The following is a 21688-nucleotide window of genomic DNA, read 5'->3' as shown; positions in this document are numbered from 1 at the left end:
ACCGGACAGGTGTCCGGTAGATTTGCGGTAATCGGATAGCTGTCCGGTTAGCTCCACCATAGCGGCAGATACGGGTGGTGGGGTGGTTGCTCTTCCGTACTTGCTACGTTCACCACGTTTTATCGCGTTTGCCACGTTCGCTATGTTGCCGTGCTCATCGCACGTATTGATCGCAATGCACTGCACTGACCTGCACTGCACTCGATGTCTGTCCTGACGTACTGACGCACTGAGGTGCTGACCCACCGACGTGCTGGATGACTGCCCTTCCTGAAGGCGCCCTGACTGAAGGTGTCCTTCCGAAGGTGCTCTCGGCTCGGATGCCGGACGCCGGACGCCGAGCCCTGCAATCTGCCCTTGCCCTGAACGCCTAGCCTTGCCCGCCTTCTTGACCGTCCGTCCTTCCCTGGCCTCTCCATCCCTGTCCTTTTCCTTCCCTGTCTCCCCTCCCGTTTCGCGCATCGGATACGTGAAGCCACACGCGAAAGAAGCTGATCATGGCCCTATCGACGTCCAGTGCCATCACCCTGAACATCAACGGCGAGAAGCATGCGCTGTCCGTCGACCACCGCACCACGCTGCTCGACGCGTTGCGCGAGCGGCTCGATCTGACGGGCACCAAAAAGGGCTGTGACCAGGGTCAATGTGGTGCTTGTACGGTGCTGATCGATGGGCGCAGAGCCGTCTCCTGCCTGCAACTCGCGGTGGCCGCCGAGGGACGGGAGATCACCACGATCGAGGGCGTGGCGGACGGTGAGACGCTCCACCCGGTGCAGCAGGCCTTTCTCGACCTCGACGGCTATCAGTGCGGGTACTGCACACCGGGGCAGATATGTTCCGCGCTCGCGGTGATCGAGGAGCACGCGGCCGGCTGGCCGAGCGCGGCGAGTGCCGATGTGCGGCCGGAGGCTGGGGTTCCGCCGTTGACGCCCGAGGAGATCCGGGAGCGGATGAGCGGCAACCTGTGCCGCTGCGGGGCGTATGTGTCGATCGTTCAGGCTGTCGCGCGAGCGGCAGCCGCGCACGGCGCCGGATCGACGCAGGGGATGGAGACCAAGGGGACGGAGACCCGGGGGATGGAGACGCAGGAGAGCGAGACGCGGGAGAGCCAGAGTCAGGGGTTCGAAGCGGATGCGGCGGGTTCGGCGGGTGCGGAGGTGACGGCATGAGGGAATTCGGTTATCAGCGGGTGTTCGATGTTCCCGGGGCGGTCGCGTTGCTCGGGGCCGATCCGGAGGCGCGCTGTCTTGGCGGTGGCACCAACCTCGTCGACCTGATGAAGGCCGGGGTGGAGCGGCCCGGGCTGCTCATCGACGTACGTGAACTCCCGCTGTACGGGATCGAGTTCACGGAGAGCGGTGGACTGCGGATCGGTGCCACGGTGACCAACAGCGATCTCGCGGCCCATCCCGAGGTGCGGCGCCGCTACCCGGCGTTGGCGCAGGCGGTGCTCGCCGGTGCCTCGGGTCAGTTGCGCAACATGGCCACCGTCGGCGGGAACCTGCTGCAACGGACGCGCTGCGGGTACTTCACGGACCTCGCCCGTCCCTGCAACAAGCGGGTGCCCGGCAGTGGTTGCTCCGCCATCGAGGGCGAGCACCACCATCACGCGATCCTCGGCGCGTCCTCGCACTGCGTCGCCGTCCACCCCTCGGACATGGCGGTGGCGCTGGCCGCCTTCGACGCCGTCGTCCACTACGAAACGGTGGACGGGCCGGGGGAGTTGCCGTTCGCGGAGTTCTATCTGCCCGTGGGGGACACCCCGCATCGGGAGACCGCACTGCCCGCCGGGGCGCTGATCACCGGCGTCACCCTGCCGCCACTGCCGGTCGCCGCCGCTTCGCGCTACCGCAAGGTGCGGGAGCGCGCGTCGTACGCCTTCGCGATCGGCTCGGTCGCCGCCGCCCTCGACGTCCGCGACGGGGTCGTGCGCGAGGTGCGCCTCGCCCTCGGGGCGGTGGCGTCACGGCCGTGGCGGGCCCTGGCGGCCGAGCGGGTGCTGATCGGGAAGCCGGCCGGTGCCGACGCGTTCGCCGCCGCGGCGGACGCCGAACTCGCCGCTGCCGAGGCACTGCCCCACAACGGATACAAGGTGACGCTGATGCGCAATCTCGTCGTCGCCCTGCTGACCGAGCTCGCCGAGGAGGCCGCGCGATGACCACGACGACGACGGAAACCACCGCGGTACGGAAAGCCGTCGGCACCGCGCACACCCGGGTGGAGGGCCTGGCCAAGGTCACCGGCGCGGCGCGCTACGCCGGCGAGATCCCGTTCGCCGAGCTCGCCCACGGCTGGCTGGTGGTGTCCACCATCGCCCGCGGCCGGATCCGCTCGGTGGAGTCCGGTCCCGTCCTGGCGATGCCCGGCGTGCTCACCGTGCTGCACCACGGCAACGCCCCGCGCGTGGACACCAACTACGTCAGCATGCTGGGCGTTCCGCCGGACCCGACCTGCGCGGTGTTCCAGCACGACCGGGTGCCGAGCCTGGGCTGGCCGGTGGCGCTGGTCGTCGCGGAGACGTCCGAGCAGGCCAGGGAGGCCGCCGAAGCGCTGGTGGTGCACTACGACCAGGAACCGCACGACATCGATTTCGCCGGCGGCCACCCGGACGCCTACCCGCTGGACGGTCATCTGCCGGCGGTGGCGGAGAAGGGCGACCTGGAGGCCGAACTCACCGCGTCCGCCGTCGTCCTGGACGCCGAGTACACCACTCCCGAAGAGCACCACAACCCGATGGAGCCCCATGCGGCGACGGCCCGTTGGGACGGCGGCCGGCTGGAGGTCGTCGACTCCAACCAGGGCGCCACCTGGGTCGTGGGCGAGCTCGCCAGGCTGTTCTCGCTCGACCCGTCCGCGGTGCGGGTACGGTCCGAGCACGTCGGCGGCGGCTTCGGCAGCAAGGGCGTGCGCGCACACCAGGTGTCCGCCGTGATGGCCGCGACCGCCCTCCAGCGCCCCGTACGCGTCGTCCTGACCCGCCGTCAGATGTTCTCGCTGGCCGGATACCGCAGCCCCACCAGCCAGCGGGTCAGGCTCGGCGCCGACGCCGACGGGCGGCTGCGCGCGCTGGAGCACCGCGCCCTGAGCCTGACCTCGACCGTGCACGAATTCATCGAGCCGAGCGCCGCCGTGGCCCGGGTGATGTACGACGCGGACGCCCACCACACCACCAACAAGGTCGTACGGCTCGACGTGCCGACGCCGACGTTCATGCGTGCGCCGGGCGAGGCGCCGGGGTCGTTCGCGCTGGAGGCGGCGCTCGACGAGCTCGCCGAGAAGTGCGGGATCGACCCGATCGAGCTGCGGCTGCGCAACGAACCCGAGAAGGGCCCGGTCTCCGGCCTGCCGTTCAGCAGCCGCAACCTGCGCGCCTGCTTCGAGGAGGGTGCCCGCCGGTTCGGCTGGGCCGACCGGGACCCGCGTCCCGGGCTCCGCCGTGACGGGCGCTGGCTGCTCGGCACCGGCACGGCCGCGGCCTCCTTCGGCGCCGGAGCCGCACCCTCCACGGCGGCCCTGACGGCCGAGGCCGACGGCACCTTCACCGTGCGGATCGCCGCGGCCGACATCGGCACCGGAGCGCGCACCGCGCTCACCCTGGTCGCCGCCGACGCGCTGGAGGTCCCGCCGGACCGGGTCCGGGTGCGCATCGGGGACAGCGACTTCGGCCCGGCGATGATCGCAGGCGGCTCGATGGGCACCCGCTCCTGGTCCTGGGCGGTGCTGACCGCGGCGAAGGAACTGCGCGAGCGGCTCGCCCTGGGCGCGGACCTCCCGCCGGAGGGCATCACCGTACGGTCGGACACCACCGCGGCGATCGGCGCCCTCGCGCAGAAGGAACGGCACTCCTTCGGCGCACAGTTCGCCGAGGTCGGGGTGGACGTCACGACCGGCGAGGTGCGGGTACGGCGCATGCTCGGCGTCTTCGCGGCGGGCCGGATCGTCAATCCCCTCACCGCGCGCAACCAGTTCGTCGGTGGCATGATCTGGGGCATCTCCATGGCCCTGCACGAGGAGGCGGTCCGGGACCGCGCCTCGGGCGGCCACGTCGGCGCCGACCTCGCCGGCTATCACGTCGCCACACACGCCGACGTACCGCTCGTCGAGGCGGACTGGGTGGACGATCCGGACCCGGACGATCCGGTGGGCATCAAGGGCATCGGTGAGATCGGCATCGTCGGTGCCGCGGCAGCCGTCGCCAACGCGGTCTGGCATGCGACCGGTGTACGACACCGGCATCTGCCGATCCGGCCGGACCGGGTCCTGCGGGCGGGGACCGGACGAGGAAGCGTGGGAGAGCGGGATGCTGGACATCGCCGATGAACTGAACCGGTGGACCGAGGAGGGCCGGGAGTTCGCCGTCGCCACGGTCGTGGGCGTCGGCGGCAGCGCCCCGCGCAGCCCCGGCGCCGCCCTCGCCGTCGACAGCCGGGGCACGGCCATCGGGTCGGTCTCCGGCGGCTGCGTGGAGGCGGCCGTCTACGACCTGTGCGCCCAGGCGCTGCAGGACGGCACGACCGTCCGCGAACGCTTCGGATACAGCGCCGAGGACGCCTTCGCGGTCGGCCTGACCTGCGGCGGAACGATCGACGTCCTGGTCACCCCGGTGACCGCCGACGCCCCGGACCGGCCGGTGTTCGCCGCCGCGCTGACGGCCGCCGCCCGCGGCGAGGCGGCGGCCCTGGCCCGGGTGATCCGGGGCCCGGCCGACCTCCTCGGCCGGGCGCTGCTCGTCCGCCCGGACGGCTCCCACGAGGGCGGTCTCGGCGGCGGGCCGGAGCTGGACCGGACGGCACGGGGCGAGTCCCGCGCCATGCTCGACGCGGGCCGCACCGGCAGCTTCGACGTCTCGGCGGGCGGCACGCGCTGCGAGGCGGATCTGACGCTGTTCGTCGAGGCGAACGTACCGCCGCCCCGCATGATCGTCTTCGGCGCGGTCGACTTCGCCGCGGCCCTGGTGCGCACCGGCAAGTTCCTCGGCTACCACGTCACCGTCTGCGACGCCCGCCCCGTCTTCGCCACCCGGGCCCGCTTCCCCGAGGCCGACGAGATCGTGGTCGACTGGCCGCACCGCTACCTCCGGCGCACCGCGACCGACGGCCGTACGGCCCTGTGCGTGCTCACCCACGACGCCAAGTTCGACATCCCCCTGCTGGAGGTGGCGCTGCGCCTGCCGGTCGGGTTCGTCGGCGCGATGGGGTCACGCCGTACCCACGAGGACCGCGACCGAAGACTCCGCGAGGCCGGCCTCACCGACCGCGAGCTGGCCCGGCTGCACTCACCGATCGGCCTGGATCTCGGCGCCCGTACGCCCGAGGAGACCGCGCTCTCCATCGCCGCCGAGATCGTCGCGGCCCGTCGCGGCGGTACGGGCCGGCCGCTGACCGGCTCCGGAACCCCCATCCACCGCGACCCCGCCGACCCGCCCCCGGGCCCAGCCGGCTCAACCGCCGCCGCCTGAGTCCCCTCGCACGTCAGCCCCCTCGGCCGACCCCGCAGGCGTCTCGGCCACCCACCCTGTCGGTCACGTGGCCGCGTCGGCCACGGCCCGCGTCGGCCACGCAAGCGTCTCGCCACCCACCCCATCGGTCACGTAGCCGCATCTGCGACGCACCCGACCGGCCGCGTAGCCCTATCTGCCACTGACCCGCGTCGGTCACGCAGGCGTCTCGGCTACCCATCCCGTTGGTCGCGTGGCCGCATCTGCGACGCACCCGACCGGCCGCGTAGCCCTATCTGCCACTGACCCGCGTCGGTCACGCAGGCGTCTCGGCTACCCATCCCGTTGGTCGCGTGGCCGCATCTGCGACGCACCCGACCGGCCGCGTAGCCCTATCTGCCACTGACCCGCGTCGGCCGCGCAGGCGTCTCGGCCACCCACCCCGTTGGTCGCGTGGCCGCATCTGCGACGCACCCGACCGGCCGCGCAGCCCCATCCGCCACTGACTCGCGTCGGCCACGCACCCCACCAGCCCCAGCCCACCAGCCGCCCGCCCCGCCGCCCACACACCCCCACCGGCCACGCGCCCCCACCAGCCACACACCACCGGCCACCCACCGCGCCGCCCACACACCAGCGTCGGCCACGCACCCTGCCGCCCACGCACCCCACCAGCCAGACCCCACCACCCAAAAGAATTCACACAGCCGACAAAAACCGTCACGCCCACCCCGGAATGATCGGCCAACTCCCTTCTGTTCCAGCTGACATGACTGTGGGAGTAGCACTCAACGCGACCGACCCCGACAACCAGATCGACGCCACCGTGCGGCTCGCCGCGGAGGCGGCGGCTGCGGGGTTGCGGTCCGCGTGGTTCGGCCAGACCTTCGGGGCGGACTCGCCCCAGCTCGCGGCGATCGTCGGGCGCGAGGTCCCGGAGCTCCAGGTGGGCACCTCCGCGATCCCCGTCTTCGGACGCCACCCGCTGGTCGTCTCCAGCCAGGCGCTGACCGCCCAGGCGGCCACGCACGGCCGCTACCACCTCGGACTCGCCCTCGGCACCAAACTCCTCACCGAGTCCGGCTTCGGCCTCCCCTTCGAACGGCCGGTCGCCCGGCTGCGGGAATTCCTCACCGCGCTGCGCCAGCTGACCGAGACCGGCACCGCCGACTTCCACGGCGAGCTGCTGACCGCCGCCACCCCGATCCCCGCGCGGGTTCCGGGCGCCGAAGCGGGGGTGCCGCTGCTCGTCGCCGCGATGGGCCCCCAGGCCCTGCGGGTGAGCGGTGAGCTGGCCGACGGGATCCTGCCGTACCTCGCCGGGCCCCGGGCGCTGGCCGAGCACATCGTCCCGGCCGTCACCGCCGCGGCCGAGGCCGCCGGCCGGCCCGCGCCCCGGATCGTGGCGCTGGTGCCCGGCCTGGTCACCGACGACGCCGACGCGGTGCGCCGGACGTTCACCGAGCAGCTCGCCTTCTACGAGCAGATCCCGTCCTACGCCCGGGTCATCGGGCTCTCCGGCGGAAAGCGGGCGGCCGACGTGGCCGTGATCGGCGACGAGCGGACGGTCGCGGCGGAGGTCCGGCGCTATCGGGACGCCGGGGCGACGGAGGTCGTCTTCTCCGGTACGGAGCTCGCCGGGGCCGAGGACCGGCGCCGCACCTGGGAGTTCCTGGGCGAGCTGGCCGGCTGAGCGCGGCGGCCGGGCCCCGGAAACACCGCCGCGCGGGCCCGGTCCCCGCCGTACAGTCATGCGATACCTCAGCGTGGTGCGTACCGGCCACCTCGGTGCGCGAGGTACATATGGAACATGGCCCGATTTTCCGGCCGCTTTCCGTGGTTCGCTCCGACCCGCAGGCACACCGGTCGGAGCCCGGGCGTCAACGGCCGGCGGGCGCGGGACGCCGGCCCGCCGAAGCCGCTGATCCAGCGCCTGCGCGCCCTGGTGGACGTGCACAGCGTCGCCGGCCAGATGTTCCTCCTGCAGGTGCTGATCGTGCTGCTGCTCGTCGTGGCCGCGGTGATCACGCTGCTGGTCCAGGCGCGCAGCGACCGGTTCCAGGGCGCGCGGGACCGTTCGCTCGCCTCCGCCGAGTCCTTCGCGCACGCCCCCGGCCTGCCCGCCGTGGTGAAGAAGGGCCATCCGGGCGCGAGCGTGGTGCTCCAGCCGCTGACCGAGGACGCCCGCAAGCGCGGCGGCGTGGACTTCATCGTCGTCATGGACCGCAAGGGGATCCGCTTCACCCACCCGATCCCCAACCGGATCGGCAAGAAGTTCGTCGGCAACATCAAGCCCTCCCTCGCCGGCCGCACCACCATCGAGAGCGTCTATGGGCCGCTCGGCCACGAGGTGCAGGCAACGGTCCCGGTGAAGGACGCCCAGGGCAAGGTGGTGGCCCTGGTGAGCTCCGGCATGCGGGTAAGCCGGGTCAGCAGCGCCGTCGACCGTCAGCTGCCCGTCGTCATCGGTGCCGGCGGCGCCGCGCTCGCCCTCACCACGGCCGGCACCGCACTGGTCAGCCGCCGGCTGCGGCGCCAGACCCGGGGGCTCGGCCCGGCGGAGATGACCCGGATGTACGAGCACCACGACGCGGTGCTGCACGCCGTGCGCGAGGGGGTGCTGATCCTCGACGCGGACGGGCGGGTCCTGCTGGCGAACGACGAGGCCCAGAAGCTGCTGGGCCTGCCCGCCGACGCCGAGGGGCAATGCCTCACCGGCCTCGGCCTCGACTCCCGGATCGCCGAGCTGCTGACGTCCGGGCGGGCGATCTCCGACGAGGTGCTGCCGGTCAACGACCGGCTGCTCGCGCTGAACATCCGGTCCACCGACCGCCAGGGCGGCCCGCCCGGCAGCGTCGCCACACTGCGGGACTCCACCGACCTGCTGGCCCTCGCGGGGAAGGCGGAGGTCACCCAGAGCCGGCTGCGGCTGCTGTACGAGGCCAGCGTGGCCATCGGCACCACCCTCGACGTGCGCCGCACCGCCGAGGAGCTGACCCAGGTCGCCGTGCGGTGGTTCGCCGACTACGCCAGCGTCGACCTGGCCGAAGCCGTGCTGAGCGGCGGGGAGCCACCGGTGGGCTCGTACCGCGAGGCGCCCGAGCTGCGCCGGGTGGCGGTCACCGGGATCCGCGACGACCACCCCCTCTACCGACCGGGCGAGGTGCACACCTACCTCTCGCTCACGCCGATGGCCACCGGATTCGTCAGCGGCCAGTCCGTGCTCGTGCCCGATGTGCGGGCCGCCGGCGACTGGTACCCGGACGACCCCGGACGGCTGGAACTGGTCATGAGCCACGGCTGCGAATCCCTGATCACCGTTCCGCTCCAGGCCCGCGGCGTCCGGATGGGGATCGTCAACTTCTGGCGCTCCCGGGAGCGGCCCTTCGAGGAGGGCGAGCTGTCGCTGGCCGAGGAGATGGCGGCCCGGGCCGCCGTGTGCATCGACAACGCGCGCCGCTTCACCCGCGAGCACGCCATGGCCGTCACCCTGCAGGAGAGCCTGCTGCCGCGCGGTCTGCCCGAACAGAGCGCCCTCGACCTCGCCCACCGCTACCTGCCCGCACAGACCGGGGTGGGCGGCGACTGGTTCGACGTCATCCCGCTGCCCGGCGCCCGGGTCGCGCTGGTCGTCGGGGACGTCGTCGGGCACGGGCTGCACGCCGCGGCGACCATGGGCCGGCTGCGTACCGCGGTGCAGAACTTCTCCACCCTCGACCTGCCGCCCGATGAACTCCTCGGCTTCCTGGACGAGCTGGTCAACCGCATCGACGAGGAGGCCATCGCGGCGAACGACGAGGCCACGGTCGCCGGCGCCACCTGCCTCTACGCGATCTACGACCCGTCCTCCGGCCGCTGCGCACTGGCCCGGGCCGGCCACCTCCCGCCGGCCCTCGTCCACCCGGACGGCACCGTCGCCTACCCGGACCTCCCGGCCAGCCCACCGCTCGGCGTCGGCGGCCTGCCCTTCGAATCGGTGGAGCTGCTGCTGCCCGAGGGCAGCAACCTGGTCCTCTACACCGACGGCCTGGTGGAGGACCGCAACCACGACATCGACACCGGCATGCACCAGCTCGCCACGGCCCTGGCGCACCGCGACCGGACGCCGCAGGAGACCTGCGAGGCCGTGCTCGGCGCCCTCCTCCCCGACCGGCAGCGCGACGACATCGCTCTCCTCGTGGCGCGCACCCGCCTGCTGCCGCCCGACCGGATCGCCGAGTGGGAGGTCCCCGCCGAACCCGCGGCCGTCGCCGAGGCCCGGGCGAACCTCACCCGGCAGCTGCTGGAGTGGGGCCTGGAGGAGGAGGTCTTCACCACCGAGCTCATCCTCAGCGAGCTGGTCACCAACGCCATCGTCTACGCCTCCGGCCCGATCGGCGTCCGCCTGCTGTACGACCGCACGCTGATCTGCGAGGTCTCCGACACCAGCAGCACCGCGCCGCATCTCCGGTTCGCCGCGGGCGAGGACGAGGGCGGCCGCGGGCTCTTCCTCGTCGCCCGCATGGCAGGGCGCTGGGGCACCCGTTACACCGCCGAAGGCAAGATCATCTGGGCGGAACTGGCCCTGCGCTGACCGGCCGCGGCCCGGCGCGGAGGTGGATTTGCGTCCGGCCCGGGGCGGTGTGCAACAGTGGGCCGTCCGGTCGGCCGGGCCCGCCCCCGTGCGCTGCCGCCGCCGGGCTCCCCCCACCTTCCCGGACGGTTCCGACCGCGCCCCGCGCGCGGCAGCGGCGCCGCCGCCTTCCCGTGTCCGTACGTCCCCCTGAGAGCGATGCTGGCAACGACCCTCGTCCCCCGGGCCACCGATCTCTTCGACCAGGGCCTGGAACGCCGTTCCGCGCTGCTGCGTTTCGGCGCCGCGCGGCAGCGACCGGCCGGCCGGCCCGGCTGGTCCGGCGACGGCGCCGTGGCCTGGCTCGACGACACCCGCGGGCATGTGTGGAGCGTCGGCGGACCACAGGCCGCGGCCGGACTGGTGCTGCGCGCCGCGCTGGGCCTGCCCGACCGGGTGCGGGAGTTCACCGGCCCGCGCGGCACCCAGGCCCTGGTCGGCCGCCACCTCCCGGTGACCGACGTCGTCGAGTGGGTCTTCCGCTGGACGCTGCACGAACCGCCCGTCCAGCGCGCGGAGGAGCGGGTGGTCGTCCTCGACGAGACCCACCACGACGAACTGCTCGCCTTCCTCGGGGTGCACAGCCCGGCCCACTCCACCGGACCCGGCTCCTCCGCCGTCAGCCTGTGGGCGGGCATCCGCGACGCGGACGGGAACCTCGTGGCCTGCGGCGCCCTGAGCAGCCTGCGGGACACCGGCGCCCCGCTCATGGCCTCCGTCGCCACCGACGCCGCGCAGCGCGGCCAGGGCCTCGGTGCGGCGCTGACCGCATGGCTGACCCGGTACGCGGTGCGTCGGCACGGCTTCTGCACGCTGTGGCAGCTCGCCGACAACGCGCCCGCCGACCGGCTCTACACCCGCCTCGGCTACCGCAGCGAGGACCCCTGCGTGTCCGCCCGCCTCGCCACGCACTGACCCCGCACGACGCCGCTCACGGGCCGTCCGGCGCCGGGTCCGGCAGGGCCCGCAGGAGCAGCGAGAGGGCGACGGCCAGCGCGAGGTCGAAGAGCAGCGCCGCCATCAGGGCGTGGCCGTAGGCGCCGACGTCGTGGCGTGCGGCGTGGCCCAGCGTCCCGTAGAACAGGACGCCGACCAGCGCGACCCCCACCGAGCCGCCGATCTGCTGGCCGGTGGAGAGCACACCGGAGGCCATCCCGATCTCCGCCGGCCGGATGCGGGCGAGCACGGCGTTGAGCAGCGGCGTGACCAGGACCCCGTTCCCCAGGCCCACGACGAGCAGCGGCAGCGCCAGCGACCGGGCCGTCAGCGTCTGGCCGGCGAGCCCGACGACACCGAGCGACACCGCGTGCCCGAGCCCGAGGACCAGCGCCCCGGCCTGCAGCAGCCGCTTCCCGTACCGCGCCAGGCGCCCCGCCGCCAGGCTCCCGGTGAAGAAGCCCGCGGCGAACGGCAGGTAGAACACCCCGGCGCCCAGCGCGTCCAGCCCCAGCCCGTCCTGCACGGTCACGGACAGCACCAGGAAGAAGGAGTTGATCCCGAAGTACGCCAGGAGGACCAGCACCATCCCGATCGCGAAGGCCCGCTCACGCAGCAGCCCCGGCCGTACCAGCGGGGACCGGCCGCGCGCCTCGACCCGGCGTTCCACGACGCCGAAGCCGAGCAGGGCGAGCACACCCGCGGCCAGGCTGACCCACGTCCAGGCGGGCCAGCCGGCCTCCCGGCCCTCCACCAGGGGCACGACCAGGAGGAACAGCGCCACGGTCAGCACCGCCACGCCCGCCAGGTCCAGCCGGCGGCCCTCGGGCGCCCGCGACTCGGGCAGGAGGGCCGCGGCGAGGGCCAGCGTCAGCAGCCCGACGGGAACGTTGACCCAGAAGATCGGCCGCCAGGACGCGCCGAACAGGTTCGCGGAGAGCAGGACTCCGCCCAGCAGCTGGCCGGCCACCCCCGCCGTGCCGATCACCGCCCCCAGCACACCGAAGGCCCGGGCCCGTCGCTCGGGCGGCAGCAGCACCTGGATCGTCGAGAACACCTGCGGGAACATCACCGCGGCCCCGAGCCCCTGGACGAGCCGGGCCGCGATCAGCGCGCCGGCCCCGGGCGCGGCCGCGCAGCCCACCGACGCCAGGGTGAAGACGCCCATCCCGAGGAGGAAACAGCGCTTGCGGCCGAACCGGTCGCCGAGGCGGGCACCGGTGATCAGCGCGACGGCGTAGGTGAGTTGATAGCCCGCCAGGATCAGCTGCACATCGGCGTCCGAGGCACGCAGATCGTCCTGGATGGCGGGCGCCGCCACCAGCACGATGAAGGTGTCGAGCACGGCCATGAAGACGCCGGTGAGGACGACGGACAGGGCCCGCCACGGAGCGGGCGGGCCGGCCGCCGCGGTGTGCGGGGCAGCGGCGGCGGGCGAGGTCGGTGCCGGATCGGCCGGCGCTCGGAGAGGAGTCATACCTGCGACCCTGGCCCGGGCCGCGGGAGCCATACAGAGGCGAATTATCCTGGTGGCAGCGGTACCGGTGTCGGCCGAACGCCCCCCTCAGGGCTTCGCCGCCCCGGGCCGCGGTACGGGCAGCGGTGGGCGCACGGCACGGTGCGCGGGGGAGAGGGATCGATGGCCGACCGGGAACGGCGCCGGGTGCTGGCGGAGTTCCTCCGCTCGCGACGCGAACGGGTCCCGCCCGCCGACGCCGGACTCCCGGCCGGCCCTCGCCGCCGTACCCCCGGGCTGCGCCGCGAGGAGGTCGCCGTCCTCTCGGGCGTCAGCGTCACCTGGTACACCTGGCTCGAACAGGCCAGGGACATCAGCGTGAGCCGTCAGGTGCTGCACAGCCTGGCCCGGGCGCTGCGGCTGTCCCCCGCCGAGACGCGCCACCTGTTCGCCCTGGCCGGGCAGCCGCTGCCCGAGCCGGCCGGCGACCACCCCGGCGGGCCGGAACTGCAGCGCCTGGTGGACGCGCTCGACCCGCACCCCGCGTACCTGCTCGCACCCAACTGGGACCTGCTGGCCTGGAACCGCGCCGAGGCCGGTCTCATCGGCGACCCGGCCCACTGGGACGCCTCCGAACGCAACCTGATGCGCCTGGTGTTCACCCGGCCCAGGATCCGTACGCTCCTGGCCGACTGGGACGGCCAGGCCAGGGCCCTGCTGGAGCAGTACCGCGCCAGCGCCGACCGGCATCCCGACGACCCGGAGTTCCGCCGGCTGACCGGCGAACTGTGCGCCCGCAGCGCGGAGTTCAAGACCTGGTGGGCCACCCATGACGTGGCGGACTTCCGGCCGGCGCGCAGGGAGTTCGACCATCCGTCACTGGGCCGGCTGACCTTCGACTACGTCAAGCTCGCGGCCGTGGACGCGCCGGGCGTCACCCTGGTCTCCTGCCTGCCCGCCGACGCGGCGACCGCCGCCAGACTCCCCGAACTCGCCGCGCTCAGCCCGGCCGGGGATCCCCGTCGGGAGGGCGGATCCGCAGCGGCAGGGACTTGAGACCGTGGATGAAATTCGACACCAAGTGCCGTGGCGGGCCCGCGAGTTCCAGGACCGGCAGCAGGTCTCGGGTCTCCTCGTAGAGCACCCGCAGCTGCAGCCGGGCGAGATGGGCGCCCAGGCAGACGTGCGGGCCGTCACCGAAGGAGACATGGGGGTTGGGCGTACGGGCGAGGTCCAGGCGGTGCGGAGCGGCGAACACCCGCTCGTCGTAGTTGGCCGAGCCGTGGAAGACGACCACCTTGTCACCGGCACGGACCGGGCGGCCGGCAATTTCCGTGTCGCATACCGCGGTACGGCGGAAACTGAGCACCGGCGGGTGCCAGCGCAGCAGCTCCTCCACGCACGAGGACGTCGCCACGGCACCGGCACGCAGCGCGCGGTAGGCGTCCGGATGCCGGGCCAGGGCCAGCAGGCCGCCCGGTGCCGCGCTGCGTACCGTGTCGTTCCCCGCGATGGTCAGCAGGAAGAAGAACATCTCCAGCTCGGGCGTGGCCAGTTGGCGGTCCGTGGCGAGGACCGTCAGCACGTCGTCGCCGGGGTGCCGCCGCTTGTGGGCGGCCAGCTCCCGCGCGAACGCGAACATGTCCTGCAGCATCGCCGGCGAGCGCGGGTCGGCCGGACGGCCGTCCGGACCGGATGCCGGCGGGCCGGATTCGTCCGGGTCCTGGTAGCCGATGACCCGCCGGGTCCAGTCCAGCAGCAGCCCGCGTTCACCGGGCGGCACCCCGAGCACGTCGGCGAGGTTGAGCAGCGCGTAATCGTCGGTGACGGTGGTGACCAGGTCGACCACACCGCTTCCGGCGCGCGCGGTGTCGAGCGCCGCGGTCAGCAGGCCGCGGGCCCGGTCGCGCACCGCCGTCTCGAAGCGGTCGATCCGGCCGCGGGTGAAGGCCCGACCGACCAGCCGACGCAAACGACCGTGCAACGGGGGATCCTGATTGAGCATCATGCGCCGGATGAACGGCAGGTCGGCGGGGGTCGGATCGCGGATCTGGGTGGCCCCCAGGTACGACGAGAAGGTGCGGGCGTCCTTCAGGACCCGGACGACGTCGGCATGCCGGGTGACCGCCCAGAACCCGGGCCCGGCGGGCCAGCCGAGTACCTCGTGCTCCTCCTGCCAGACCACCGGGTGCCGGTCGCGCAGCAGCCGGTAGGCGGAGTGCGGCAGCCCCTGGGCATAGCCGCGGGGGTCGAAGACGTCGGGTATCCCGGGAGCGTCGGCCGCCGGAGACGTCATCCCGCCTCCGGCACGTCGGCGGCCCGGACACCGCGGCCCCTGTCCCCGTCCCTGTCCCCATCTCCGTCCCCGTCGCCGTCCGCGCGCAGGAAGTCCTCGACGGCGCGGATCAGCTCCAGCGGCGTCTCGTCCATCGCGTAGTGCCCGGCCGCCGACAGCTCGATCAGCTGGCTGTTGGCGTACCACCGCAGCCACGTCCGGCGGGTCAGTTCGGCGGTGAGCGCGGGGTCCAGGGAGCCGGTCACCGCCAGCGCCGGCACCGGCGAACCCTCGACGTCGTCGGCGAAGCCCTCACCGGCCCAGGAGTCCAGCCAGGTACGGAACGCCGTCGGATTGCTGCGCTCCAGTGACCGCCGCACCATCCGGTCCAGCCAGGCGTCGGGGCGCCGGCCGCCGGACGTGAGGTCGATGATGGCCCGCCGGCTGTCCGGGGCGTGCGCCGCCGAGGCGAACAGTGCCCACTGGTCCGGGGGCAGCGGAAACCCGGAGGCGGGCACCGGCGAGATGCCGACCAGCCGCCGGACGCGCGCCGGAGCCGCGGCCAGCACCCGCTGGACGACGCTGCCGCCCATCGAATGGCCGATCACCGAGAACCGGTCCCAGCCCAGCCGGTCGGCGAGCGCCAGCACATCGGCCGCGCCCTCCGCCGTGGTGTACGCACCGGCCGCGTCCTGCGCCTCGCCGTAGCCACGGAGGTCGACCAGTGCGTACTGGAAGGCGGCGCGGTCGAGGTCGGGGAGGAGCGGCGCGAACGCGGACCGGTCGGCGAACCACCCGTGGACGGCGATCACCTTGTGCGGACCCTTGCCGTGCAGGGCGTGGGGCAGGACGAAGGAAGTCACGGGCCCCACACTGACCGTCACCGCACGCCTCCGCAAGGGCGTCCCGGCGCGGGCGGGAGCCGTGGGGCGGCCGTGGCGCCGATGGCGCCCTGATGGTGCCGGAGGGTGCCTGATAGGGCGCGCGCACCAGCGGGCAGGCATCCGGACATGACCGTCCTCCTCGGAACCTCCGGCTGGCAGTACAAGGACTGGCGCGGTGTCCTCTACCCGCCGGACCGGCCGCAGCGGCTGTGGCTGGAGGAGTACGCGCGCGGGTTCGCGACCGTCGAGAGCAATGCGGCCTTCTACCGGCTGCCCGAGGAGAAGACCTTCGCCGCCTGGCGGGACCGGACCCCGGACGGCTTCGTGATGGCCGTCAAAGCGAGCCGCTATCTGACCCACATCAAGCGGCTGCGCACCCCGGAGGAGCCGGTGGACCGGCTGATGTCACGGGCCGCCGCCCTGGGACCGCGGCTCGGGCCCGTACTGCTCCAGCTGCCGCCCACGCTGCGGCGGGACGCCGGGCTGCTGGACGCCTGCCTCGACTGCTTCCCGGCCGGTACGCGGGTGGCCGTCGAGCCCCGGCACGACTCGTGGTGGACCGAGGAGGTCCGGGAGGTGCTGGAGCGTCGGGGCGCGGCGCTGTGCTGGGCCGACCGGGGGTCCCGTCCGGTGGCACCGCTGTGGCGGACCGCCGACTGGGGCTATGTGCGGTTCCACGAGGGCCGCGCGGCACCCTGGCCGCGTTACGGGAGGAAGGCGCTCGCCACCTGGGCGCGCCGGATCGCCGACACCTGGCCGGACCGGGCCGACGTGTACGCGTACTTCAACAACGACCCGGGCGCCGCGGCCGTGCACGACGCGAGCGTGTTCGCGCGGGCGGTGGCGGCCACCGGGCGCACGGTCAGCCGTACGCCGTCCGGGCACGAGGGACAGACCTGACGACGGAGCAGCCCCGACGAGCGGGCAGACGTGACGAGAGGGAAGCCATGAGGCGAGGTGAGGACGGATGATCCGCAGGCGGGTGGTGGTCTCCGGGACCGTGCAGGGCGTGTTCTTCCGCGACACCTGCCGGCGCACTGCCGAGGCGCGGGGCGTGTCCGGCTGGGTGCGAAACGTTCGGGACGGAAGCGTGGAGGCCGTGTTCGAGGGCGATCCGGAGAGCGTGCAGCAGCTGGTGGAGTGGGCGCACCAGGGGCCGCCCGCGGCGGTCGTCGACGCGGTGTCGGTGACGGAGGAGGAACCCGAGGGGCTGCCGGGCTTCGAGGTCCGGTAATCGCCCCGGACGCCTGAAGTGCCGATTTCGTCCGGCCTGGCCAATTGCGTGTGCCGTCGGGTCATACATCCCGACATCTCTGGTCATCCCGGCCCCCGCATCCCCCCTCGAAACGTAAATGCAGATATGTCCAGTCGCGGCCGGGTGCGATGCCTTTTCCAGGGGTGCGGCGCCTTTTCGCAATGGCCGGGACGTTGCTTCCATCGGTGTGTGGTTCGTTGGATTCGTCACCCCGTGACTGACAAAGCTGCACTTCAGCGGGGTTGTGAGGGCGAACGTGAACATCCGGAAAGGAAAATGGGTGGCAGGTTGCCTGACGCTTCGTCGGCGTGATTGCATCCTTCCGGTGCGGGAGGTTGATCACCGCGGCCCGGATTATCGGGCGGTGAACTCGCTGCCGCCGGACCGTGCGTAATTTTTCTTGCATGTGGAGTGCATGAATTCCGCGCGGCGTCCGCCAGGAAAATTGAGAAGTAATGAAGGAAGGGCACGTCATGCGTGACATCGTCGAGACCTGCGAGATTGCCGACAGCGAGCTGGACAACATTTCCGGTGGTCTCGCCAGCGCCGGTGCCGAGGTGGCCGGCCACGGTGGCTCGGTGGCCATCGGCGACGTCGTCGGCACCGCCCAGTCGCTCGTCCCCGCCCTGCCCACCGGGCAGCTGGCCGGTCTCGCCACCGTGCAGACCAGCGACGTCTGAGACGTCGCGGCAGACCTGCGGAGCCGGCGCGGCACCGCGTCGGCCAGGACCCCGGGACCCACGGTCCCGGGGTCCGTCCCGTTGCCCGGCATGGCCGGCGACAGGGGTGTAAAGAGGAGTTATGCGCCTCCGGCACGGTCCTGACCCGCCCGCCGGCTTCCGGCGGCGGAGCCCCGGCCTGCTGATCGTCCCGCTGGCGATCATCGTGTCCGTGACCGTGGTGGACATCAACTCCCCGACGAGCATCCACCTCGGCCCGTTCCTGGTCGCCGCGCCCGCGATCACCGCCTCCTTCGCCGGGCCCGGCCTCACCGCCGCGGTCGGCGCCCTCGCGGTGGCGGCCCAGCTCCTCGTCGGCATGCTGCACGGCGGTCTGATGACCCCCAATCACCAGGCACAGGTCGCCGCCCTGCTGGTGATCTCCGTGCTCGTCACCGTCTTCCGGTACGTCCAGGACCGGCACCAGCGGCGGTTCAGCCAGGTGCAGTCCGTGGCCGTCGCGGCGCAGCAGGTCCTGGTGCGGCCGCTGCCCGAACGCATCGGCCCGCTGCGGATCGCAGCCACCTACCTCGCCGCCGACGCCGAAGCGCTGATCGGCGGCGACCTGTACGCGGTGGCGCCCACCCCGGGGGCCACCCGGCTCGTCGTCGGCGACGTCCGCGGCAAGGGCCTGTCCGCCATCGGGGAGGCGGCGGTGCTGATCGGCGCCTTCCAGGGCTCCGCCTACCGCAACCTCTCCCTGCCGGGCATGGCGGCCCACCTGGGGAACTCCGTGCACTGGAACACCGCGCACCGCACCGCCGCCGATCCCGAGCCCACCGAGTCCTTCGTGACCGCGGTCGTGCTGGACGTCCACCACGACGAGCCGTTCCTCACGATGGTGAACTGCGGGCACCCGCCGCCGCTCCTGGTGCGGGAGGGCAAGGTCCGCCCCCTGGAGGTCCGGGACCCCGCGCTGCCCCTGGGAATCGGCGCCCCGCCGGAGGGCGACTACCAGGTCGAGACGTTCGGCTTCGCCCCCGGCGATCTGCTCCTGCTGTACACGGACGGGGTGATCGAGGCCCGGGACGCGACCGGCGCGTTCTACCGGCTGACGGACCGCGTCGCCCGCTGCACGGAGCGGGACCCGGGCGCACTGGTGGCACACCTCCGCGACGACCTGCTGGCATACGTCGGCGGAACCCTCGGCGACGACGTCGCCCTCATCGCCCTCACCAGGACGGACGGGCCGGAGCCGCGGGCGGATCGCCCGTGACCGACACCTGCGCGGGACGCAGCAGATGCTCACCGACGCGGTAACCCTGCCGCAGCACCGCCGTGCACACGGCACCCGAGGGGCTCTCGGGACGGCTCATGGCCGTGAAGGTGACGGCCTCGTGGATCTCCGGATCGAAGGCGTCGCCCACGCTGCCGAAGGAGATCAGGCCCAGCGCGGTCAGTTCGGCCACCAGCGCCCGGGCGACCCGCCCGAAACCACCCGTGACCTCGCCCTGCCCGGCCGCCTCCTCGACGGCGTCGAGCACGGGCAGCAACCGGCCCAGCACGTTGACCACGGCGATCTCACCGACCGCCAGCCGGTCCCGGTGCACCCGCTTGCGGTAGTTGTCGTACTCGGCCTTGAGGCGCTGCAGATCGGCCGTGCGCTCCTGCAGTTCGGCGGTGCGCTGCCGCAGCTCGGCGCGGAGCACGGCCTCCTGGGCGGACGTACCGGCCTCTTCGGACACGCGGGACGGCGGGGGACCGGTGTCCCGGTCGCTCCGCTCGGTACGGGGCGGCGGGGAACCGGCCTCGTTCCCGGAGCCGGCCTGCTGCCCGCGCCGTCCGAGCTCCGGCCGGTCCGCGCCGCTCCCGACGATGGCCAGCGGCGGCCGGGCCGTGCCGCGGAGCCGGGTCGGGCGGCTCATGGCGTGCCTCCCTCCCGCTTGTCGTCGTCGACGATCTCGGCATCGACGACATCGTCGGCGGCGTCGGACTTGCCCTGCTCACCCGCGCCGCCCCCGGCGCCACCGCCGCCACCCGCGGCGGCCTGTGCGGCCTGGGCGTCGGCGTACATGGCTTGGCCGAGCTTCTGGGAGACGGCCGCGACCTTCTCGGTGGCGGTGCGGATCTCCGCGGTGTCCTCGGTCTTGAGCTTCTCCTTCAGCTCACCGACGGCGGTCTCGACCTCGGTCTTGATCTCACCGGGGACCTTGTTCTCGTTGTCCTTGAGGAACTTCTCGGTCTGGTAGACGAGCTGCTCGCCCTGGTTGCGGGTCTCCGCGGCCTCGCGGCGCTGCCGGTCCTCCTCGGCGTGCCGTTCGGCGTCGCGCACCATCTGGTCGATGTCGTCCTTCGGCAGCGAGGAGCCGCCGGTGACGGTCATCTTCTGCTCCTTGCCCGTGCCCAGGTCCTTCGCGGTCACATGCATGATGCCGTTGGCGTCGATGTCGAAGGAGACCTCGATCTGCGGCACCCCGCGCGGGGCCGGCGGCAGGCCGGTGAGCTGGAACATCCCGAGCTTCTTGTTGTACGCCGCGATCTCGCGCTCGCCCTGGTAGACCTGGATCTGCACGGACGCCTGGTTGTCCTCGGCGGTGGTGAAGATCTCCGAGCGCTTGGTCGGGATCGTCGTGTTCCGCTCGATGAGCTTGGTCATGATGCCGCCCTTGGTCTCGATGCCCAGGGACAGCGGGGTGACGTCGAGGAGCAGGACGTCCTTGACCTCACCCTTGAGGACACCGGCCTGCAGGGCGGCCCCCACCGCCACGACCTCGTCCGGGTTCACGCCCTTGTGCGGGTCCTTGCCCGTGAGCTCCTTGACCAGCTCCGTCACCGCGGGCATCCGGGTCGAACCGCCGACCAGGATCACATGGTTGATGTCCGAGAGCTTGATCCCGGCGTCCTTCACCGCGTTGTGGAACGGCGTCTTGCAGCGCTCCAGGAGGTCCGCGGTCAGCTGCTGGAACTGCGAGCGGGTGAGCTTCTCGTCCAGGTGCAGCGGGCCCTCCGCCGAGGCGCTCAGATACGGCAGGTTGACCGTCGTCTCGGTGGCCGCCGACAGCTCGATCTTCGCCTTCTCCGCGGCCTCCCGCAGCCGCTGGGTGGCCATCTTGTCGTTCGACAGGTCGATGCCGTACGCGTTCTTGAACTGCTTGGCCAGGTGGTCGACGATCCGCTGGTCCCAGTCGTCACCGCCCAGATGGGTGTCGCCGTTGGTGGCCTTGACCTCGACCACGCCCTCGCCGATCTCCAGCAGCGAGACGTCGAAGGTGCCACCGCCGAGGTCGAAGACCAGGATCGTCTGGTCGTTCTCCTTGTCCAGGCCGTACGCCAGCGCCGCGGCGGTCGGCTCGTTGACGATCCGCAGCACCCGCAGGCCGGCGATCTCCCCGGCCTCCTTCGTGGCGGTGCGCTGCGCGTCGTTGAAGTAGGCCGGAACGGTGACGACGGCGTCCGTCACGTCCTCGCCCAGGTAGTCCTCGGCATCGCGCTTGAGCTTCTGCAGCACCCGCGCGGAGATCTCCTGGGCGGTGTACCGCTTGCCGTCGATGTCGCCGCTGGCGGGGAAGCGCCAGTCCGACTCGCCCATGTGGCGCTTGACCGACCGCGCGGTGCGGTCGATGTTGGTCACGGCCTGCCGCTTGGCGATCTCCCCGACCAGTACCTCACCGCCCTTGGCGAACCCCACCACCGACGGGGTCGTGCGGGCCCCCTCGGCGTTGGTGATCACCGTGGGCTCGCCGCCCTCCAGCACACTGACCACCGAGTTCGTCGTACCGAGGTCGATACCCACTGCACGTGCCATGGTTCTTCTCCTCACCTAGCGGCCCGGGGCGCTCGCCGCGGCAATTGTCCCATATTGCCGCTTTGTGGTCCGCGTACGTACCCGTCTGTCCCGCCGTTGCGCTTTGCGGTGCCGCCGCACGTACCCGTCTGATCCGCCGCGGCTGGTCTCGCCGTTGCGCTTTGCGGCGCCCCGCACGTGGCTGTCTGCTGCGCCGCGGGGCTCGCTCGCCGTTGCGCGCTTTGCGGCGCCCCGCACGCACCCGTCTTCCCCGCCGCTGGGATTGCTCGCCGTTGCGCCTGCGGCGGGCTGGGTGGTGTCGGGTGCGGTGACGGGCCTCCGGGGCCGGTTGTGTGGACTGCTGTCGCTTTACGTCCACACAACCGGCCC

Annotated in this window: 17 protein-coding genes; 12 read left to right on the top strand and 5 right to left on the bottom strand. The window is 72.7% G+C overall.

The window, feature by feature from the left end:
* Positions 1–497 precede the first annotated feature (497 nt).
* From AB0E02_RS12730 to AB0E02_RS12700, 7 genes are all read left to right on the top strand, one after another.
* Complete coding sequence (locus AB0E02_RS12730) at positions 498–1169, top strand: 2Fe-2S iron-sulfur cluster-binding protein (protein WP_362138184.1); 672 nt, start codon at positions 498–500, stop codon at positions 1167–1169.
* Entirely contained in the window at positions 1166–2158 is a 993-nt protein-coding gene (locus AB0E02_RS12725; RefSeq protein WP_362138182.1) for a xanthine dehydrogenase family protein subunit M, read from the top strand. The genes AB0E02_RS12730 and AB0E02_RS12725 overlap by 4 nt, the downstream gene beginning before the upstream one ends.
* Positions 2155–4320, top strand: a complete 2166-nt coding sequence (locus AB0E02_RS12720; RefSeq protein ID WP_362138180.1) for a xanthine dehydrogenase family protein molybdopterin-binding subunit — start codon at positions 2155–2157, stop codon at positions 4318–4320. The genes AB0E02_RS12725 and AB0E02_RS12720 overlap by 4 nt, the downstream gene beginning before the upstream one ends.
* A complete protein-coding gene (locus tag AB0E02_RS12715; protein ID WP_362138178.1) occupies positions 4301–5458 on the top strand; it encodes an XdhC/CoxI family protein in 1158 nt (385 codons plus the stop codon). Before AB0E02_RS12720 ends, AB0E02_RS12715 begins: the two co-directional genes overlap by 20 nt.
* A 748-nt stretch (positions 5459–6206) precedes the next feature.
* Positions 6207–7130 carry an LLM class F420-dependent oxidoreductase gene (locus tag AB0E02_RS12710; protein WP_362138176.1) on the top strand — a complete coding sequence of 308 codons (924 nt, stop codon included), beginning with the start codon at positions 6207–6209 and terminating at the stop codon, positions 7128–7130.
* 279 nt (positions 7131–7409) lie between these two features.
* Positions 7410–10010: a SpoIIE family protein phosphatase gene (locus tag AB0E02_RS12705; protein ID WP_362138445.1), complete on the top strand. Its 2601-nt coding sequence runs from the start codon at positions 7410–7412 to the stop codon at positions 10008–10010.
* 198 nt (positions 10011–10208) lie between these two features.
* The gene (locus AB0E02_RS12700; protein WP_362138174.1) at positions 10209–10964 is read left to right on the top strand and encodes a GNAT family N-acetyltransferase; all 756 of its coding nucleotides are present in this window, start codon (positions 10209–10211) and stop codon (positions 10962–10964) included.
* Positions 10965–10980: 16 nt separating this feature from the next.
* On the opposite strand, the gene AB0E02_RS12695 is transcribed toward AB0E02_RS12700, so the two are convergent.
* Positions 10981–12462: an MFS transporter gene (locus AB0E02_RS12695; RefSeq protein WP_362138171.1), complete on the bottom strand. Its 1482-nt coding sequence runs from the start codon at positions 12460–12462 to the stop codon at positions 10981–10983.
* A 162-nt stretch (positions 12463–12624) separates the two neighbouring features.
* Between AB0E02_RS12695 and AB0E02_RS12690 the strand changes: the two genes are divergently transcribed.
* Positions 12625–13497, top strand: a complete 873-nt coding sequence (locus AB0E02_RS12690; RefSeq protein ID WP_362138169.1) for a helix-turn-helix transcriptional regulator — start codon at positions 12625–12627, stop codon at positions 13495–13497.
* Here AB0E02_RS12690 and AB0E02_RS12685 read toward each other — a convergent pair.
* A complete protein-coding gene (locus AB0E02_RS12685; protein ID WP_362138167.1) occupies positions 13442–14737 on the bottom strand; it encodes a cytochrome P450 in 1296 nt (431 codons plus the stop codon). The two genes, AB0E02_RS12690 and AB0E02_RS12685, sit on opposite strands and share 56 nt — an antisense overlap.
* Entirely contained in the window at positions 14734–15579 is an 846-nt protein-coding gene (locus AB0E02_RS12680; RefSeq protein ID WP_362138165.1) for an alpha/beta hydrolase, read from the bottom strand. Before AB0E02_RS12680 ends, AB0E02_RS12685 begins: the two co-directional genes overlap by 4 nt.
* Positions 15580–15726: 147 nt before the next feature.
* Between AB0E02_RS12680 and AB0E02_RS12675 the strand changes: the two genes are divergently transcribed.
* The 4 genes from AB0E02_RS12675 (at position 15727) to AB0E02_RS12660 (ending at position 18790) form a co-directional block, all read left to right on the top strand.
* Entirely contained in the window at positions 15727–16500 is a 774-nt protein-coding gene (locus AB0E02_RS12675) for a DUF72 domain-containing protein (protein WP_362138163.1), read from the top strand.
* Positions 16501–16567: 67 nt separating this feature from the next.
* Complete coding sequence (locus tag AB0E02_RS12670) at positions 16568–16834, top strand: acylphosphatase (RefSeq protein WP_362138161.1); 267 nt, start codon at positions 16568–16570, stop codon at positions 16832–16834.
* Between the two features lie 494 nt (positions 16835–17328).
* The gene (locus AB0E02_RS12665) at positions 17329–17535 is read left to right on the top strand and encodes a hypothetical protein (RefSeq protein ID WP_362138158.1); all 207 of its coding nucleotides are present in this window, start codon (positions 17329–17331) and stop codon (positions 17533–17535) included.
* A 121-nt stretch (positions 17536–17656) separates the two neighbouring features.
* Entirely contained in the window at positions 17657–18790 is a 1134-nt protein-coding gene (locus AB0E02_RS12660; protein WP_362138156.1) for a PP2C family protein-serine/threonine phosphatase, read from the top strand.
* Here AB0E02_RS12660 and grpE read toward each other — a convergent pair.
* Together grpE and dnaK are read right to left on the bottom strand one after the other, a co-directional pair.
* The gene (grpE, locus tag AB0E02_RS12655; protein ID WP_362138154.1) at positions 18747–19439 is read right to left on the bottom strand and encodes a nucleotide exchange factor GrpE; all 693 of its coding nucleotides are present in this window, start codon (positions 19437–19439) and stop codon (positions 18747–18749) included. The two genes, AB0E02_RS12660 and grpE, sit on opposite strands and share 44 nt — an antisense overlap.
* Positions 19436–21319, bottom strand: a complete 1884-nt coding sequence (gene dnaK, locus AB0E02_RS12650; RefSeq protein WP_362138152.1) for a molecular chaperone DnaK — start codon at positions 21317–21319, stop codon at positions 19436–19438. Before dnaK ends, grpE begins: the two co-directional genes overlap by 4 nt.
* Positions 21320–21688 lie beyond the last annotated feature (369 nt).

The sequence above is a fragment of the Streptomyces sp. NPDC048196 genome (assembly GCF_040652715.1).
GTDB classification, from domain to species: Bacteria; Actinomycetota; Actinomycetes; order Streptomycetales; family Streptomycetaceae; genus Streptomyces; species Streptomyces siderophoricus.
The sequence above is the reverse complement of the archived record's forward strand: the minus strand, read 5'-3'. Positions and strand labels throughout refer to the sequence as shown.

Bases quoted from the DNA above. Each gene is read 5' to 3' on its own strand.
- AB0E02_RS12705 (WP_362138445.1), top strand. From the start codon at position 7,410: ATGTTCCTCCTGCAGGTGCTGATCGTGCTGCTGCTCGTCGTGGCCGCG.
- AB0E02_RS12695 (WP_362138171.1), bottom strand. From the start codon at position 12,462: ATGACTCCTCTCCGAGCGCCGGCCGATCCGGCACCGACCTCGCCCGCC.
- AB0E02_RS12710 (WP_362138176.1), top strand. From the start codon at position 6,207: ATGACTGTGGGAGTAGCACTCAACGCGACCGACCCCGACAACCAGATC.
- AB0E02_RS12665 (WP_362138158.1), top strand. From the start codon at position 17,329: ATGCGTGACATCGTCGAGACCTGCGAGATTGCCGACAGCGAGCTGGAC.
- AB0E02_RS12670 (WP_362138161.1), top strand. From the start codon at position 16,568: ATGATCCGCAGGCGGGTGGTGGTCTCCGGGACCGTGCAGGGCGTGTTC.
- AB0E02_RS12690 (WP_362138169.1), top strand. From the start codon at position 12,625: ATGGCCGACCGGGAACGGCGCCGGGTGCTGGCGGAGTTCCTCCGCTCG.
- AB0E02_RS12730 (WP_362138184.1), top strand. From the start codon at position 498: ATGGCCCTATCGACGTCCAGTGCCATCACCCTGAACATCAACGGCGAG.
- AB0E02_RS12720 (WP_362138180.1), top strand. From the start codon at position 2,155: ATGACCACGACGACGACGGAAACCACCGCGGTACGGAAAGCCGTCGGC.
- AB0E02_RS12715 (WP_362138178.1), top strand. From the start codon at position 4,301: ATGCTGGACATCGCCGATGAACTGAACCGGTGGACCGAGGAGGGCCGG.
- AB0E02_RS12660 (WP_362138156.1), top strand. From the start codon at position 17,657: ATGCGCCTCCGGCACGGTCCTGACCCGCCCGCCGGCTTCCGGCGGCGG.
- grpE (WP_362138154.1), bottom strand. From the start codon at position 19,439: ATGAGCCGCCCGACCCGGCTCCGCGGCACGGCCCGGCCGCCGCTGGCC.
- AB0E02_RS12700 (WP_362138174.1), top strand. From the start codon at position 10,209: ATGCTGGCAACGACCCTCGTCCCCCGGGCCACCGATCTCTTCGACCAG.
- AB0E02_RS12675 (WP_362138163.1), top strand. From the start codon at position 15,727: ATGACCGTCCTCCTCGGAACCTCCGGCTGGCAGTACAAGGACTGGCGC.
- AB0E02_RS12725 (WP_362138182.1), top strand. From the start codon at position 1,166: ATGAGGGAATTCGGTTATCAGCGGGTGTTCGATGTTCCCGGGGCGGTC.
- dnaK (WP_362138152.1), bottom strand. From the start codon at position 21,319: ATGGCACGTGCAGTGGGTATCGACCTCGGTACGACGAACTCGGTGGTC.
- AB0E02_RS12685 (WP_362138167.1), bottom strand. From the start codon at position 14,737: ATGACGTCTCCGGCGGCCGACGCTCCCGGGATACCCGACGTCTTCGAC.